The sequence below is a fragment of the Amycolatopsis sp. NPDC024027 genome (genome assembly GCF_040638975.1).
Lineage (GTDB): Bacteria > Actinomycetota > Actinomycetes > Mycobacteriales > Pseudonocardiaceae > Amycolatopsis.
Map to the genome: position 1 here is coordinate 636,054 of NZ_JBEZYY010000002.1, position 15,334 is coordinate 651,387.

Annotated in this window: 16 protein-coding genes; 6 read left to right on the forward strand and 10 right to left on the reverse strand. The window is 71.4% G+C overall.

Annotated elements, in window-relative coordinates; translation table 11 throughout:
* Positions 1-52 precede the first annotated feature (52 nt).
* The 3 genes from AB0F52_RS07905 to AB0F52_RS07915 form a co-directional block, all read right to left on the reverse strand.
* The gene (locus AB0F52_RS07905) at positions 53-607 is read right to left on the reverse strand and encodes a ferritin (RefSeq protein WP_360165934.1); all 555 of its coding nucleotides are present in this window, start codon (positions 605-607) and stop codon (positions 53-55) included.
* Between the two features lie 145 nt (positions 608-752).
* A complete protein-coding gene (locus AB0F52_RS07910) occupies positions 753-1,937 on the reverse strand; it encodes an arginine deiminase (RefSeq protein WP_360166630.1) in 1,185 nt (394 codons plus the stop codon).
* Positions 1,938-1,978: 41 nt separating this feature from the next.
* Positions 1,979-2,791 (reverse strand): CPBP family intramembrane glutamic endopeptidase, encoded by an 813-nt coding sequence (locus AB0F52_RS07915; protein ID WP_360165937.1) that lies wholly within the window; start codon positions 2,789-2,791, stop codon positions 1,979-1,981.
* A 22-nt stretch (positions 2,792-2,813) separates the two neighbouring features.
* Between AB0F52_RS07915 and AB0F52_RS07920 the strand changes: the two genes are divergently transcribed.
* The gene (locus AB0F52_RS07920; RefSeq protein WP_360165940.1) at positions 2,814-3,275 is read left to right on the forward strand and encodes a PPOX class F420-dependent oxidoreductase; all 462 of its coding nucleotides are present in this window, start codon (positions 2,814-2,816) and stop codon (positions 3,273-3,275) included.
* On the opposite strand, the gene AB0F52_RS07925 is transcribed toward AB0F52_RS07920, so the two are convergent.
* Positions 3,267-4,061 carry a DUF2470 domain-containing protein gene (locus AB0F52_RS07925; protein ID WP_360165943.1) on the reverse strand — a complete coding sequence of 265 codons (795 nt, stop codon included), beginning with the start codon at positions 4,059-4,061 and terminating at the stop codon, positions 3,267-3,269. The genes AB0F52_RS07920 and AB0F52_RS07925 overlap by 9 nt on opposite strands.
* Positions 4,062-4,215: 154 nt before the next feature.
* On the opposite strand from AB0F52_RS07925, the gene AB0F52_RS07930 reads away from it, so the two are divergent.
* A complete protein-coding gene (locus tag AB0F52_RS07930; protein ID WP_360165946.1) occupies positions 4,216-5,241 on the forward strand; it encodes a hypothetical protein in 1,026 nt (341 codons plus the stop codon).
* Here AB0F52_RS07930 and AB0F52_RS07935 read toward each other — a convergent pair.
* Positions 5,208-6,134 carry a LysR family transcriptional regulator gene (locus tag AB0F52_RS07935; RefSeq protein WP_360165948.1) on the reverse strand — a complete coding sequence of 309 codons (927 nt, stop codon included), beginning with the start codon at positions 6,132-6,134 and terminating at the stop codon, positions 5,208-5,210. The two genes, AB0F52_RS07930 and AB0F52_RS07935, sit on opposite strands and share 34 nt — an antisense overlap.
* Positions 6,135-6,226: 92 nt before the next feature.
* Between AB0F52_RS07935 and AB0F52_RS07940 the strand changes: the two genes are divergently transcribed.
* Complete coding sequence (locus AB0F52_RS07940) at positions 6,227-7,441, forward strand: MFS transporter (protein WP_360165951.1); 1,215 nt, start codon at positions 6,227-6,229, stop codon at positions 7,439-7,441.
* Here the strand turns inward: AB0F52_RS07940 and AB0F52_RS07945 are convergent.
* From AB0F52_RS07945 to AB0F52_RS07955, 3 genes are all read right to left on the reverse strand, one after another.
* Positions 7,438-8,178, reverse strand: coding sequence for a hypothetical protein (locus AB0F52_RS07945; protein ID WP_360165954.1), 741 nt, complete (start codon positions 8,176-8,178; stop codon positions 7,438-7,440). The genes AB0F52_RS07940 and AB0F52_RS07945 overlap by 4 nt on opposite strands.
* A complete protein-coding gene (locus AB0F52_RS07950) occupies positions 8,178-9,986 on the reverse strand; it encodes a substrate-binding and VWA domain-containing protein (protein WP_360165957.1) in 1,809 nt (602 codons plus the stop codon). Before AB0F52_RS07950 ends, AB0F52_RS07945 begins: the two co-directional genes overlap by 1 nt.
* Positions 9,987-10,065: 79 nt before the next feature.
* Complete coding sequence (locus tag AB0F52_RS07955) at positions 10,066-11,238, reverse strand: homogentisate 1,2-dioxygenase domain-containing protein (RefSeq protein WP_360165960.1); 1,173 nt, start codon at positions 11,236-11,238, stop codon at positions 10,066-10,068.
* A gap of 85 nt (positions 11,239-11,323) precedes the next feature.
* On the opposite strand from AB0F52_RS07955, the gene AB0F52_RS07960 reads away from it, so the two are divergent.
* Both AB0F52_RS07960 and AB0F52_RS07965 read left to right on the forward strand, forming a co-directional pair.
* Positions 11,324-12,178 carry a hypothetical protein gene (locus tag AB0F52_RS07960; protein ID WP_360166633.1) on the forward strand — a complete coding sequence of 285 codons (855 nt, stop codon included), beginning with the start codon at positions 11,324-11,326 and terminating at the stop codon, positions 12,176-12,178.
* The gene (locus AB0F52_RS07965; RefSeq protein WP_360165963.1) at positions 12,175-12,819 is read left to right on the forward strand and encodes a helix-turn-helix domain-containing protein; all 645 of its coding nucleotides are present in this window, start codon (positions 12,175-12,177) and stop codon (positions 12,817-12,819) included. Before AB0F52_RS07960 ends, AB0F52_RS07965 begins: the two co-directional genes overlap by 4 nt.
* Here AB0F52_RS07965 and AB0F52_RS07970 read toward each other — a convergent pair.
* Both AB0F52_RS07970 and AB0F52_RS07975 read right to left on the reverse strand, forming a co-directional pair.
* A complete protein-coding gene (locus tag AB0F52_RS07970) occupies positions 12,816-13,478 on the reverse strand; it encodes a DUF998 domain-containing protein (protein WP_360165966.1) in 663 nt (220 codons plus the stop codon). The genes AB0F52_RS07965 and AB0F52_RS07970 overlap by 4 nt on opposite strands.
* A gap of 56 nt (positions 13,479-13,534) precedes the next feature.
* Complete coding sequence (locus AB0F52_RS07975) at positions 13,535-14,122, reverse strand: TMEM165/GDT1 family protein (protein WP_360165969.1); 588 nt, start codon at positions 14,120-14,122, stop codon at positions 13,535-13,537.
* A gap of 187 nt (positions 14,123-14,309) precedes the next feature.
* Between AB0F52_RS07975 and AB0F52_RS07980 the strand changes: the two genes are divergently transcribed.
* Positions 14,310-15,269 (forward strand): S41 family peptidase, encoded by a 960-nt coding sequence (locus AB0F52_RS07980; RefSeq protein WP_360165972.1) that lies wholly within the window; start codon positions 14,310-14,312, stop codon positions 15,267-15,269.
* Positions 15,270-15,334: the final 65 nt, after the last annotated feature.

The window sequence follows — 15,334 nt, forward strand, 5'->3', positions numbered from 1 at the left end:
GCGCCGCGGTGGTGAACCGGCACCCCGCCCTCGACGGAGGGCTAACGCGGTGTCAGAGCTTGCCGCCGGCCACCGGCGGCATCTGCGAGTCGGTGCCGCCGTCGCCGACGGACTCGCGGGCCAGGTGGTTCTCGACCTCGAACAGGTTGCCGTTCGCGCGCTTGACGACGTTCAGCAGCGTGCTCATCTGCGAGATCTCTTCGACCTGCTCCTTGAGGAACCACTGCGTGAACTGCTCGCTGATGTAGTCCTCTTCGGCGCGCGCCGCCTTGACCATCGCGGAGATGTCGGCGGCGACCTCCTTCTCCTGGGCGAGCGCGAGCTCGATGAGCTCGGTGACGCCGGAGAAATCGTTGCGCACCTCCCCGGTGCCGGGGATCTCGACGTGGTGGTCGCGGTCGAGCATGTACTGCACGAGCGCCATCGCGTGGTTGCGCTCCTCGACGGACTGCTTGTAGAAGTGCTTCGCCAGCTGGGGCAGGTCCTCGGCGTCGAACCACACCGCGAGCGCGATGTACTGCTGGGACGCGTTGAACTCGTTGTGGATCTGCGCCTGCAGCAGTTCGTAGAACTTCGAGCGCGGCTCTTTTTTCTTGGTGAGGGCCATGATGACCATGATACGGCAGAATTCGATTTCCGACTACATCGGCCTGGTGATCTTCCCCCTATTAGGGTTACCATTCCTAAAGAAGACTCACCTAATTTAAGTAAGCCTTCCCTAAAGGCGTCCGCACTTTAGGGAAGGCTTCCCATTACAGCGGATCGCGGCGGACCGGGCAGGACATGCACCGCGGCCCGCCCCGGCCGGAGCCCAGTTCGGAGCCCGCGATCGGCAGCACCTCGATGCCCGCCGCTTCCAGCCGCTCGTTCGTCTCGGCGTTTCGTTCGTAGCCGACGACCACGCCGGGCGCCAGGGCGAGGGTGTTGTTGCCGTCGTCCCACTGCTCGCGTTCGGCCGTCACGGGGTCGAGGCCGGTGTCGATCACGCGCAGCCGGTCGATCTCCATCGCCTCGGCCGCGGCCACCAGGAACGGCGCCGGGCCGGCCACCTTCACCCCGCCGTCGCCGGTCGGGCGCAGCGTGAACGCCGTCAGCGAGTCGCGGGCGAGCGGGTACATCACCACCGCGTCGGCGTCGACCATCGTGCACACCGTGTCCAGGTGCATGGTCGCGCGGGACTGCTCGATCGGCACCGCCAGCACGGTGTGCGCGATACCGTCGGCGAACACCGACCGGGCGAGCGACTCCGCGCCGGCCGCGGTCGTCCGCTCGCCGACGCCGATGGCGAGCACGCCCGGCGCCAGCAGCATCACGTCGCCGCCTTCGATCGGCGCCGAATGGGCGCCGTACGCGCGGGCCGCGTGACGGAACTGCGGGTGGTAGGCGTAGATGAGGTCGAGCACCGCGGTTTCGCGGCGGCGCGCGGGCATGGTCAGGGACGAAATCGCCACCCGGTCGGCGATCCACACCGACGAATCGCGCGTGAACAGCAGGTTCGGCAGCGGGTCGACGGCGAAGTCGTGCGGGTGGTTCATCATCCGCACCAGCGACGCGCCCTCCGCCGACGGCAGCTCCTCGAACGTCATGCCGGCCATCAGCACCTCGGCGAGGCCGGCCGCGTCGACGCTGGAGAGGTGCGAGCGGAGCGAGTCGGCCAGGTCGCCGCCGAGCCGCCGGTCGTCGACCGCCGCGTGCACGCCCGCCGCGTGCGCCCGGTCGTCGTCCAGGGCCGTCCGGAGCGCGTCGGCCAGCAGCAGGACCTCGACGCCGCGGTTGCGCAGCACCTCGGCGAACGCGTCGTGCTCGGCCTGGGCCCGGTCGACCCACGGGATCGAGTCGAACAGGAGCTGGTCGTTGTTGCGGGGCGTCAGCCTTTTGAGCTCGTTGCCGGGCCGGTGCAGCAGCACCGCGCGCAGGGGTCCGACTTCGCTGTCCACCCGGGGAGGTGCCGTTTCGTCGATCACCCCCGTGATCCTAGTCAGGGCAACCAGGAAACGTGCCCCTTGAGCAGCGAATACCCGACGAACGACACGAAGTCGAACAGCGTGTGCGCGGCGACCAGCGGCCACAGCCGGTTGGTCTTCTGCCACAGCCGTCCGAACACCAGGCCCATGATGAAGTTCCCGACGAACCCGCCGAACCCCTGGTACAGGTGGTACGACCCGCGCAGCACCGCGGCGCCGAACACGGCGTTGTTCTCCCGGACGCCGAGCTGCCGCAGCCGCGTGAGCAGGTACCCGATGACCAGGACTTCTTCGGCGAAGGCGTTGCCGAACGCGGAGAGCGTCAGCGTGATCGGCCGCCACCACGTGTCGCCCAAAGTGGACGGTTGCACCGCCAGGCTGAACCCGAGGTGGTAGGAGACGAAGTAGAGCGCGAGGCCGGGGATCCCGATCGCCGCGGCCAGCCCGAGCGTCAGGAGCGTGTCGTAGCCCGCCGACCGGCGGTCCAGCCCCAGCCGGTTGATCTTGATGCCCGCGCGCCACAGCAGGTACAGCCCGAGCGCGCCCCAGCCGACCAGCTGCGCCGCCGACAGGAGCTGCTTGAGCAGGTCGATCAGGCTCGCCGCGGCCTGCGGCACGTTCAGCTGGGTCTGCTGCTGGGCCAGCGGCACCGGCTGCAGCAGCGAGTCCACAAGGGACAGCAGGCTGCGCACCCCGGACAGGCCGAGCGTGATCCCGAAGACGATCAGCAGCTCGAGCTTGATCGCTCGGCGCTCGGCCGGGTCCTCGACCGTGGCGGGGAACTCGGGGCGGTCCGGCGCCAGCCACGATCGCGCGGTGAACGTCATGGACGCACGCTACCTTCGGGGTATGCCCAGGAGCATCGCCACCAACGAAACCGTCGACCGCGCCGCGCTGGTCGAATTCCTGTCGACCCGCCACCGCGCCATCCTGCTGACCACGAAGGCCGACGGCGGCCCGCAGCTCTCGCCGGTCACCTGCGGCGTAGACGCCGAGGGCAGGCTGGTCGTCTCGACCTACCCGAAGCGCGCGAAGGTGGTGAACGTCAAGCGCGACCCGAAGGTCTCCGCCTGCATCCTCTCCGACGAGTGGAACGACCAGTGGGTGCAGGTGAACGGCGTCGCCGAGGTGCTGGACGTCCCGGATTCGGTCGAGCCGCTCGTGGACTACTTCCGCAGCATTTCGGGCGAACACCCGGACTGGGACGAATACCGCGAGGCCATGGTCAAGCAGGGCAAGAGCATCATCCGCGTCACCATCGAGAGCTGGGGGCCGATCGCGAAGGGCGGCTTCCCCGCCGAGCTAGCCTGACCGCCCGCGCAGGAACGGGCAGCCGACCAGCCGCCGCAGTTCGGACGCGAGCTGCGCCGGGTTGTCGACGGACTTCGAGAACGCCAGCCGCACGTCGTGGTCGCCCGTTTCGGACTCGACGCGCAGCCGCAGCCCGAACCGGTCGAGCCCGAGCGGGCGGATCCGGCCGCCGCGCAACGCCGCCGGCAGGTGCTTCGCCAGCTGCTCGACGACGTCGGAGTGGTCGCTCTCCAGGTGCCGCAGCCACCCGGCCTCGTAGTCGTGGAACGGGTCGGGCGGCGCGGCGCTGAACGTGTGCGGGCGCAGCGAGTGCGTGCCTTCGGCGTCGGCGAGCACGAGCGAAGCCGGCGTGAGCCGCAGCAGCGTGACGCCGTGGCCGACGTCGAGGAGCCGCTCGTCCGGCCGCGTCTCGGCGATCGCCACCGCCCGCGCGCGGGCCGAAACCGGGGAGAGCGGCCGCAGCCAGCCGGTGATCCACAGCAGCCCGCGGATGGGTTCCCGCAGGTCGACCGGGGCCTGGTCGGCGACCTCGACCATCACGGCCAGCTCCCCGCGCTGGGTCTGCTTCGCCGCACGGACCATCGGGTGGTCGTCGGGCAGCAGCACGCTGACGCTGCCGCTGTGGTGCACGTGGTGCAGGACGGGGACGACGCGCTCGCCGTTCAGGTCCGCGCGGTCGCAGGTGGGCAGCAACGACGCGGGGCCGTTGCGGGTCGCGATCGTCTTGGCGCGCTCGGCGGGATTCGGTGCCGGCGGGCGGCGGACGGATGTGGGGGCCTCGGTCACGGCTCACCTCCTACTTAGGTGAGCCTAACCTGAACTCGCCGGTCTGGATAGTCGTAGCGGTCACCTCCCTTCCGCCGATCGGAGCATTTGGTAACGCCGGTGCCCACTTCGTCGAAAAGGCGGGTATCAGTGCCGACCCGGGTGGGGGCTCATCGTGCCGATCGTCCCGCTTCCCGAACGCGTGCGCGCGTTCGAACTCGACCCCGCCATGCCGTCCGGTGCCCTCCCGATCTTCGGCGAGTACCTCGACCGCCTCGGCGACACCGCGAACCGGCGGCTGGTGGCCGGGTTCTTCCTGGTGTTCGGCATCGCCCAGTTCGTCGCCGGCGCGGGGGTCGCGCTGCCGGTCGGCACGTTCGCGCTGGCCGGCGCGATCGAAGCGTGGTGGCTCTACCGGGCGTACGGCCGGGTGCCCGAGACACGGCTGAAGCGGGAAGCCTTCCGGCAGGTGGACGTCACCGCCGACGGCCTGGTCGCGGCCGGCCGGACGGTCGGCGTGCGCCTGCCGGACGGCCGGTGGCTGCGCGTCCGGCTCGACGAAGCGCACCGCCTGCTGGTGGCCGGGCACCGGCGGGTCTGGCTGCTGGGGCGGGGCCCGAAGGTGTTCGTCGGCTTCTCCGGCGTGGTGCGGCTCCGCCGCGCCACCATCCACGACGGGCCGCCGCCGGGTGCGGTGCCGATGCCGGAACCGGCCGGGTCCGGGTCACCGAGGCTCGACCCCGTGCTGACCGCGCACCGCCACCAGCTCGCCCGCGACCTGCGGGCGACGGCGGCGTTCCTGCTGGTCCTCGCCGCGTTCGCGGTCTGGGTCGGGCTCGGCCTCCCGGTCGTGGGCTGGCTCGCGTGGCCGTTCGGGGCCGGCGCGGTGCTCGGTGCGTCGGTGACCGCGTTCCGCGCGACCGCGTACCGCCGACCGCTGCCGGCGGACCACTGGACGGAGCTGCGCGCGGTCCTCGACGGCCCGGTCCGCATGAGCCGCCACGGCGTGGCCAGGCTGAGCGGCCTGACCATGCTGGCCGACGGCCGCGTGGTCCCGTTCCGCCTCTCCAAGGCGGACCCGTCGATGGCGGCGAACATCGCGGCGACGGGCCGCCTCTGGATCGCGGGCGTCCCCCGGCCGGGCGCGGCCAAGACGGGCCTGCCGGGCTACCCGGTCCTGGGTACGGTCTGGCTCGGCTGAGCGGCCCAGCTCGGCCGCCACGCGCCGGCGACGCGCTCGCTCGTCGCGAGGTGCCGCCGGAGGGCGGCGAGGCCGGGGTGCGCGTTGCCCCGGCGCCACAGCAGGGAATGCGGGTACACCGGCACGGGCGCCTCGATCGGCACGCGCCGCAGGTCGTGCCCGGGCGGCCACCACACCCGGCTGCCCGCCCCGACCAAGGTCACCACTTCCGCCGACTCGGCGATCGTGTCCAGCACGACCTCGGTGCCGAAGTTCGGCCCGGCCGCGTCGATCCACAGGTCGAACGCGGCCGCGAATGCGGCGTAGTAGGCGCCCCACTCGGTCCCGGGCACCACGCCGGGCAGCCGGATCCGGTGCCCGGCGAGCTCGGCCGGAGCCACCGACGGCGCTCCGGCCAGCGGATGCCGGGAGCCGCACAACAGCTGGATCGGCTCGTCGAGCACCCACTGGGCATCGAGGTCCTCCGGCAGCGCGACGACCGCGCGGAAGGTGGCATCGATCGAGCCCTCCCGGAGAGCGGCGATCGCGGTGTCGAAGAGCGTCGCGACCTCCAACGCGACGTCCGGGTGCGCCTCGTGGAAGCCACGCAGCAGCGTGGCCGGGCACAGCCGCCGGCCGATGACGTCGACCCGGAGCGGCCCGCCGCGCACCGAGGCGAGCGCGCGCAGCTCGGCGGACAGCAGCTCGCGGGCGTGGGGCAGGAAGGCTTCGCCGTCCCCGGTGAGCACGGCCCCGCGAGCGGTGCGCGTGAACAGCCGCACCCCGAGCGCCTTCTCCAGCGCGGCGATGCGCTTCGAAACGGCCTGCTGCGTGATCGACAGGCCGGTGGCGGCGTCCTGGAACCGGCCCGCCTCCACGGCGGCGACGAAGGTGCGCACGGCATCGAGGTCCACGACGCCCGACTCTAGATTCACAACGCCGCGTTGTGGCTTGCCGCCGCGTCGGTTGTTTGCCCCGCGTGGCCGTTCCCCGCTTTGATCTCCCGGTGATGCGCGGGCGGTCGCTGGGACCGCGGTTCAGGTGGCTCTGGTCGGCTTACGCCGTGAGCGCGTTCGGGACGTGGCTCGGCTTCGGGGCCTTCCCGATGCTCGCCATCCTCGTCCTGCACGCCGGGCCCACGGCCGTTTCGGCACTCGCCGCCGTCGGGCCGGCCGTCGGTGCGCTCGTCGCCGTGCCGCTGGGGCCGTGGGTCGACCGGCGCCGGAAGCGGCCGGTCATGGTGGGCATGGATCTGGTCCGGTTCGGCGCGCTGGTCAGCGTTCCGGCCGCCTACGCCCTCGGCGTGCTGAGCTTCGCCCAGCTCCTGGCCGTCTCGGTGGTCGTCGCCGCCGCGGACATCACCTTCACCTCCGCCAGCGGCGCCTTTCTCAAGGGACTGGTGCCGCCGGAAGACCTGCTCGTCGCGAACGGCCGGTTCGAATCCACGAACTGGACCGCCACCGCGCTCGGGCCGCCGCTCGGCGGGGCCGCGTTCGCGCTGTTCGGCCCGGTGACGTCGGTGGTCGCCAACGCCGTCAGCTTCCTGCTCTCCGCGCTCGGGATCCGCGCGATCGGCGGGGACGAGCCGCGTCCGCGCACCGCCACCCGGCTTCGCCCGCGCGACCTCGCCGACGGGTGGCGCTTCCTGCTGGCCCACCCGGGACTGCGGCCGCTGCTGTTCAACACCATGCTGTTCAACGGCCTGGTCATGGGGACCGAGCCGCTGCTCGCCGTGCTGATGCTGAACCAGCTCGGGTTCGCGCCGTGGCAGTACGGGCTCGCGTTCGCCGTCCCGTGCCTCGGCGGGCTCGCCGGCTCGCGGCTGACCCCGCGGCTCGTCGAGCGGTTCGGCCGGCACCCCGTCCTGCTGGCGGCCGGCGCGGTCCGGGCGTGCTGGCTGCTCTTGCTGCCCTTCATCCCGGCCGGCACCGGCGGGCTGGGGTACGTCATGGCCGTCGAACTCGGCCTGATCGTCAGCTGCAGCGTCTTCAACCCGGTGCTCGCGACCTACCGGCTGGAGCAGCTCCCGGCGGACCGCATCGCCCGGGCGCTCTCGGCGTGGGCGGTCAGCACGAAAGCGGCGATCGCCACGCTGACCGCGGTCTGGGGCCTGCTCGCCGGCCTCACCGGCCCGCGCGTGGCGATCGGGATCGCCGGGGTCCTCGCGCTGGCGACGCCGCTGCTGCTGCCCCGCCGCGACCGGACGCCGGTGGCCGCTTAACCCAGCGACTTCCGCGTCGCCTCTTCGGTCTCCTGCACGCCCTGCCGGATGCCCTCCAGCTGGTCGCTCAGCTCCCGGACCGCGCCGGTGTCCACGGTGACGTCCGCCGTCGCCGCCGTCAGCTCCGCGACCCTGGCCACCAGGCTGTCCAGGCCGAGCGCGCCGGACTGCAGCTGGGCCAGCAGCTTGTCCCGGGCGCCGGACAGGCGCGCGTGCACGTCCGCCTGGGCCTGGACCGCCGTCAGTGCCTGCTCGAGGTCGCCGCGGACCTCGGGGTTCGCCGTGCGCAAGTCGCGCTGCAGCCGGCGTCGTTCGTGCGTGACGGCGTCGAGGTCGACCCTGGCCAGCGCCTGCCCGGTCGCCGACGCGCGGCCGGCCAGCCGCCGCAGCGTCGACAGCGTCTCCCGGACCACCGGCTCCATGTCGGCGACGCGCTCGGCGAGCGGGCCGGCGGCGAGGGAGGCGCTGAGCGAGCCGAACCCCTCGGCCGCGCCCTCCGCCCGGTGCAGCCAGTTCTCCTCGGCCGACCCGGGCGCGACGTCCAGCACGCGTGCTTCCCGCGGGGGAGGCTCGTCCTTCTCGCCGCCCAGCGTCGCCACGCCCGCCCGCGCGGCGAGCACCGCCACCCCGACCCCGACGGCGGCGACGACCGGCAGCTGCACGGCCCACGCCACCCCGGCCGACGTGGCGGCGAGCAGCAGCCCCCACGGTTCGGCGAGCTCACGGGCGAACTTCATCAGAAGTTGGAAATCACGGAGGTGAACACCTGGTTGATCGAGTCCGGTTTGGACGAATCGTACTCCGAGCCGGCGGTCGCTTCGGCGATCTGCTTCAGCACGTCCTGGTCGGCGTCCGAGCCGTAGGCGATCGTGAACAGGCGGACCGTCTCCGCGTTGCCCTCCGGCCGCAGCTGCGGCACCAGGTGCTCGAGGTCGACGCCGCCGGAGTCTTCGTTGCGGCCGTCGGTGAGCACCACGACCGCGTTGATCGCCGCCGGGTCCAAGTGGGCGTTCATGTACTCGTACGCGGCCAGCGACGAGTCGTACAGCCCGGTGCCGGACTGGGGCGTCAGCCCGCTCAGCCGCATGGCCAGAGTCTCCTTGCCGCCGGTGCCGAGCGCCTGCACCGGGAGCAGCTCCTGGTAGTCCTTGTCGCCGTCGAGGTGGGTCGAGAACTGCCAGAGCCCGACCTGGTCGCGCGGCACGAACTGGCCGAGCGAGTCGATCGCGGCCTGCTTCGCCAGGTCGATCTTGCTCTTGCCGGTGCCCTTGACCGCGTCACCCATCGAGCCCGAGACGTCCACGACGAGCAGCACGTTCGCCTTCTTGCGCAGGTCGGTCCACGAGGCCAGCAGCTTCGACAGCACCGACGGCGACGGCGGCCGCAGGAAGGTGATCTTCGCGTCCGGCTGGACGCCGTTGGCCGGCGTCGCCTGCGGGCCCGGCTTGCCTTCGAACGACCGGAAGCCGAGGGCGGCGAACTTCGCCTGCGTCTCGTTCTGGCGCAGGTAGCCGAGGAAGTCGGCGGCGATCTGCTTGCGCGTGGCGTCGGCCCAGTTCAGCGTGACGAACGGGTGGTCGGAGTTCAGCGTCCCGTCACCGGGGTAGATCGCCACCAGCGGCACCTTCGGCGGCCTGTGCTGCCCGACCTTGGCCGGGTCGTTCGTCGGGTTGCCCTGGTTGTAGCCGACCAGCGAGTTCTCCTCGACGGTGACCGCCGAGATGTACGACAGCGCCGCGCCCTTGTCGTCGGCCTTCTGCAGGTTGGTCAGGAAGGTGAGCGTGGTGTCGCCGTAGTGCACGATCGCCTGCTCGATGTTCGTGACGAACTGCTTCGCGTCCGGCTTCTCGAGCGCGGCCGTGGTGAGGTCGGACGACGTGCCGGTGGCCGCGTAGTAGGCGCCGATCGTGGCGTTCAGCCCCGACGTCGAGATGTTCGGGTTCGTCTTCCCCAGCCGGAACTTGCCCCACTCCGGGTGGCCGTACTTCGCCCAGCCCGCGGGGTCGGTCGCCAGCCCGGCGAGGTCCTTCCAGCCGATCGCCTTGCCGGGCCAGCCGAGCGCCTCGGCCATCGGCTTCGGCATCGCGACGACCAGCGGCGCGTTGGCGACCGACGGTGCGTCGCCGTCCGGCACGAGCGAGCCGGTGTCGCCCTTCGCGTTGACGCGCAGCAGGTTGACCCAGCCGCTCGCGGCCGGCGTCCAGACGTCCGGGCGCGGCCCGTCGGTGGCCTCGTTCCAGCCGTTCGCCAGCGCCTGCATCGCCACGCCGGACGACTTCGACTTCACGACGACGTCGACGCAGTGCCCGGCGACGGTCCGTCCGGAGTAGGCCTTCGCGGCCTCTTGGACGATGCCGGCCTTCTCCGGCGACGAAGCGATGGTGAGCGCGATCGCGTCCGCGCCCGAGCACTTCGGCGCGTCGGCCTCGTCACTCGAACCGCTGGTCCAGTACCGGATGCCGATGATCAGGGCGATGGCCACCACGATCGCGGCCAGGAACGGGAGAATCTTCCTCTTGCGTCGCGTTGGTTGGGAATTGATCATCGTGCCTCCCCGTTCCGCCACCCGGAATTCCATTATCCGGGCGCCGGAACGGGGATGGGACGGTATTTCCGAAACTTGACTACGACTTAGGGCCGCGGCGCGACCACGTCCAGGCGTAGCCGGGGTCTTCGGACGCGTCGGCGGCTTCGCCGAGTTCCAGCGGCGCGAACGTGTCGACCATGACCGCGGTCTCGTCGAAGAACTCCGCGCCGATCGACGCCTCCGCCGCGCCCGGCTGCGGGCCGTGCGTGAAGCCGGACGGGTGCAGCGAGAGCGAGCCGATCCCGATCCCCGAGCCCTTGCGGGCCTCGTAGTTGCCGCGCACGTAGAACATCAGCTCGTCGGAGTCGACGTTCGCGTGGTTGTACGGCACCGGGATCGAGTCCTCGTGGTAGTCGACCTTCCGCGGGCAGAAGGAGCAGACGACGAAGTTCGGGCCCTCGAACGTCTGGTGCACGGGCGGCGGCTGGTGGACGCGGCCGGTGATCGGCTCGAAGTCGTCGATGTTGAACACCCACGGGTAGAGGCAGCCGTCCCAGCCGACGACGTCGAAGGGGTGCGTGGCGTACGTGTAGCGGGTCAGCCCGGCGCGGTGCCGCACGAGCACCTCGACGTCCTCGCCGTCTTCCAGCAGCGGCTCCGACGGCCCGCGGATGTCGCGCTCGCAGTACGGCGAGTGCTCCAGGAACTGCCCCTTCGCCGACAGGTAGCGCTTGGGCGGCCCGATGTGGCCGCGCGCTTCGAGGGTGAAGAGGTTGACCTCGCCGTGCGGGACGACCCGGTAGGTGCACGACGTCGGGATGACGACGTAGTCGCCGTCGCCGACCTCCAGCCGGCCGTAGATCGTCTCGAACGTCGCGGAGCCGCCGTGGACGTAGAACAGCTCGTCGCCGGCCGCGTTGCGGTACAGCGGGCTGGGCGCGGTCGCCGTGACGAACCCGATGGTGACGTCGCTGTTGCCGAACAGCCGGCGCCGGTCGGTCACCGCGTCGGCTTCGCCGCCGAACTTGAGGTCCCGGGTCTGGTAGGCCCGCGGCTTGAGCGGGTGGTTCGGGGTGAGCGACCCGCGGTCCTCCTCGACCGCGACGGCGTCGACGATCGCCGTCGGCAGGCCGCGGTGGTAGAGCAGCGCGGAGTCGGCGGAGAAGCCCTCGACGCCCATCAGCTCCTCGGCGTAGAGGCCGCCGTCCGGCTTCCGGAACGCGGTGTGCCGCTTGTGCGGAAGCTCGCCTACTCGCCGGAAGTAAGGCATCGACGTCCCCTTCTGACGTGTCCGTTGTGCGAACGATTTTGTCCTGATGTCGTACGCTACTAGCGTGTCAGTCGTGTCAAGCGCTGTGGAACTCACGCCCCCCGGCCCCCGTGGAATTCCTCCCCTGTTCGCGAGGCTCGTCGACGACTCGGCGCTCTTCCCCCCGGGCGATGCGGCCATGCCCGAAGCGCTGCGCGCGCACTTCGCCAGCCGGGACTCCGAACACGCCGGTGTACTGGGGGTTTTCCTCTGCCAGGCCTCGCGGCTGCCCGAGCTCATCACCGAGCTGATCAAGATCAAACCGAAGCAGCCGCTGCCGCTTTCGCTGATCATCGACACCGGCCTCGGCGGTGTCCCCAAGGCGATCTCGATCGTCGAGTCGCGCAGTGAGCTGCTCGCGCTGCGGATGGTCGAGATGCCCGCGCCGTCGGACGTCGACGAGGTGTGGCTCGAGCGCGTCTCGGAGTTCGTCCCCGAGGACGTCATCCGGGTGGTCGAGCCGCGGCGCGGCGTCGGCTGGCTCGAGGGCGTCCGGAAGGTGATCGAGCACGGCAGCTGGCCGAAGATCCGCTGCGGCGGGCAGGCGGGCGAGAACTTCCCCAGCGTCGACGAGGTGGCGGACTTCCTCGCCGTCGTCAGCGGGTCCGCCGGGGCGTCGTTCAAGGCGACCAACAGCCTGCACCGCGCGGTCCGGCACACCGACCCGCGCACCGGGTTCGTGCACCACGGCTTCCTCAACCTGCTCGTCGCCTCGGCGCGCAGCCTGGCCGGCGGCGACGTCCGGGCGGCGCTGGAGTCGACCGACGCCCAGGCGCTGGCCGACGAGGCGCGGGCGCTGTCCGAGCCGGCCGCGAAGGCCGTGCGGGCGCTCTTCGCGTCCTACGCGGCGGCGTCGTTCGAGGAGCCGGTCACCGACCTGGGCGAACTCGGCTTGCTGTGACCAGCCGGGAGGGGTCGCTGACGCTCGACCGCGGCTTGGCGCTGCTGCAGGCAGTGGCCGACGCCGGCGGCGACGCGGCGACCATCTCCGAGCTGGCCGTGGCCATCGGGGCCAGCCGCGCGGCCGTCTACCGGCTGCTCGTGCCGTTGTCCGAACGCGGCCTGGTCTGGCGGGACGGCACGAAGGTCCGGCTCGGCGTCGGGCTGCTCCGGCTGGCCGGGCAGGTGCTCCCGCAGCTGCGGGACGCCGCCGGCCCGGTGCTGCGCGAGCTGGCCGAGAAGGTCGGTGCGACCGCCCACCTGTCGGTCGCCCAGGGGACGCAAGCGCTTGCGGTGGCTGTCGTCGAGCCGTCGTGGACGAATTTTCACGTCGCCTATCGCGTCGGCAGCCGGCACCCGCTGACCGCCGGCGCGGCCGGCAAGGCGATGACCCTGCGTCCCGGAGGCGACGGCTGGGTGACCTCGGTGGGTGAGCTCCAGGCGGGCGCGTCGGGCGTCGCGGCGCCCGTGCGCGGGGTGCCGGGGCTGCGGGCGAGCGTCGGCGTCGTCTCGATGGAGCCGCTGAAGGCGGCCGAAGTGGGCCCCCAGGTCGTCGTGGCCGCCACCCGGCTGGCGGACATCCTGAAGACGGACGCCTCCTAGCGCCGCGAGACCGCCAGCAGCGGCCGGACCATCGTCAGCAGCAGGGCGACGTCGACGGTGAACAGGAGGCGCTCGAAGAGGCCCAGCGTGACGTCCTGCTGGGCCGGGCCGAGGACGAGCGTCAGGACGAACCCGCCCAGCACCACGCCGACGCTGACGAAGCTCGCCGTGGCCAGGCGCCGGATCGTCGTTCGGCGGGGTTCCCACGGGCAGCGCTCGCGGCCGTTCTTCGTCAGCACGAACGCGGCCACGGGCAGCGCGATGAACGCCGTCAGAGCGGCGATGTTGTGGACCTGCCCGGCGAGCGAACGCGCCTGGCCGTTCGGGTCGACCGGCACGAGACCGCACACGAGCAGGCCGGCCGACCAGACGCCGAGCAGCACGCAGACGGCGGTGGTGCCCGGGCGGTGGGCCTTCGCGATCCCGGCGAGCAGGGCGACCGAGCCGAGGGACAGCGCCAGGCACATCACGCTGAACAGCGGAGCCGCCGAGGAGGTGCCGAGCTTGCCGTAGACGTACTCCGAGAGCGTCTGCCAGATCGGGCTGACCTGGCCGGACAGCCGCAGGTGCAGGTCGATGGAGATGGTCACGGCGAGGCCGATGCCGCCGAGCGCGAAGCGGCCGTGTAGCGGCGAGACCGCGCTCGAAGGCTTGTTCACCTGGTGCTCTCCCTTTCGTTTCCGAAAGGTTACCGGGCGAACCTGTGAAGGATCGGTCAGAAGGTCAGCTGGACCAGGGCGAAGGCGGCGAACCCGGCGAACGCGAACCCGGCACAGCGCTGGATCAGCTTCGGCTTGATCCGGCTGCGGATCTTCGCGCCGATGAACACGGCGAGCCCGGCCACCACGACGAGCGCGGTGAAGGCGCCGACGCCGACGGCGAAGGGGTTGCCGATGCGGGCGGCGAGACTCGCCGTCGCGAGCTGGGAGGCATCGCCCCACTCGGCCGCGAAGAGCACACCGAAGGACGTCATCGCCGAGCGGAGGAAGGACTGCGGCGCCGGCCCGACGCGCGACGCGTCATCGCCCGCTTCGTCGGCCTTGCTGAATCCCTCGCGAAGGAGCATGAAAGAGCCGAGGCCGAACATTGCGGCGACCACCAGCGAGAGGACGACATCCGGTAACAGTGTCAACACGCTGCCGAACGAGACCGCTATGACGCATTGCACGGCGAACGCGGCGCACACCCCGGCGAAAACCGGCCAGCCCCGGAAACGGGTGGTCAGCACCAAGGTCGCGACGAGCGTCTTGTCCGGCAGTTCCACGGCGAGAACCAAGCCGAACGCGCTGATCAGCGCCACCATAGCGGTAGTCATGAGTATTCTTTCGCCCCTTTCACTGCAACGATAAAGGGGAGATCAGGAAAGAAGCAAGCTGATGGCTTCCGCGAAATTGCCCGATCGGCGGCCATGAATTCGTTGTCCAGGGGCGGCGCACAACTTTCTTCGGCGTGCCGAATTTTCGGTTGTGGCCTGCGGTAGGTTGACCGGCATGGGGTCACAGGCGCGTGCTGCGCAGGTCGAAGAGGTCATCCGCCGGTTGGACGCTCACTACGTCTTCCCGGACGTTGCCGCGAAGCTCGCGGAGGTACTTCGCGCACGCCTCGACGAAGGGGCGTACGCAGACCTCGGGGACGCGGACTTCGCGACGGCCGTCACAGCGGACCTCCAGTCGGTGAACGACGACAAGCACCTGCGGCTGCGCCACCACGCCGACCCGGTGGCCGAGGACGGTGACGCGGAGCACGCGTCGGCGGACTTCCGGCGGGCGGCCGAGCTGGAGAACTTCGGGATCGCGTCGGTGCGGCGGCTCCCGGGCAACGTCGGCTACCTCGACACGACCCTGCTCTACCCCCTCGACCTCGCGGCGCCGGCGGTCTCGGCGGCGATGACGCTGGTCGCGCCGACCGATGCGCTGCTGCTCGACGTGCGGCGCAACCGGGGCGGCACCCCCGACACGAGCGCGTTCCTGCAGAGCTACCTCGTCGACGAGCGGACCCACTACCTCGACATCTACGAGCGCGAGGACGACCGCGTCACCCAGATGTGGACGCTGCCGTACGTGCCGGGCCCGAAGTTCGGCGGCACCAAGCCGATCTGGGTGCTCACCGGCCCGGCGACGTTCTCCGGCGGCGAAGATCTCGCCTTCTCGCTGCAGCGGCAGGGGCGCGCGAAGACCGTCGGCGAGCCGACGCGGGGCGGCGCCCACCCGCGTGAACAGTTCAAAGTGGACACCTACCTGGACGTGACGGTGTCGATCGCCCGCTCGTACGACCCGACGACGGGGGAGAACTGGGAGGGCATCGGCGTGCCGCCGAACATCCCGGTCGCCGCGGACAAGGCCTTCGACACCGCGTACGCCCTGGCCCTGCGGCACGTCCTCGAGCTCGGCGATGCGGGCCCGCGGCGGGCCGTGGCGGACGAGGCGCGGGCGGCGCTCGACCAGCTGTAGCTCACCCAGGACGTTGGTCCCGGCCCGGACGGGACCAGTTGATCTGGCCGCGGCCGGGACCCCGG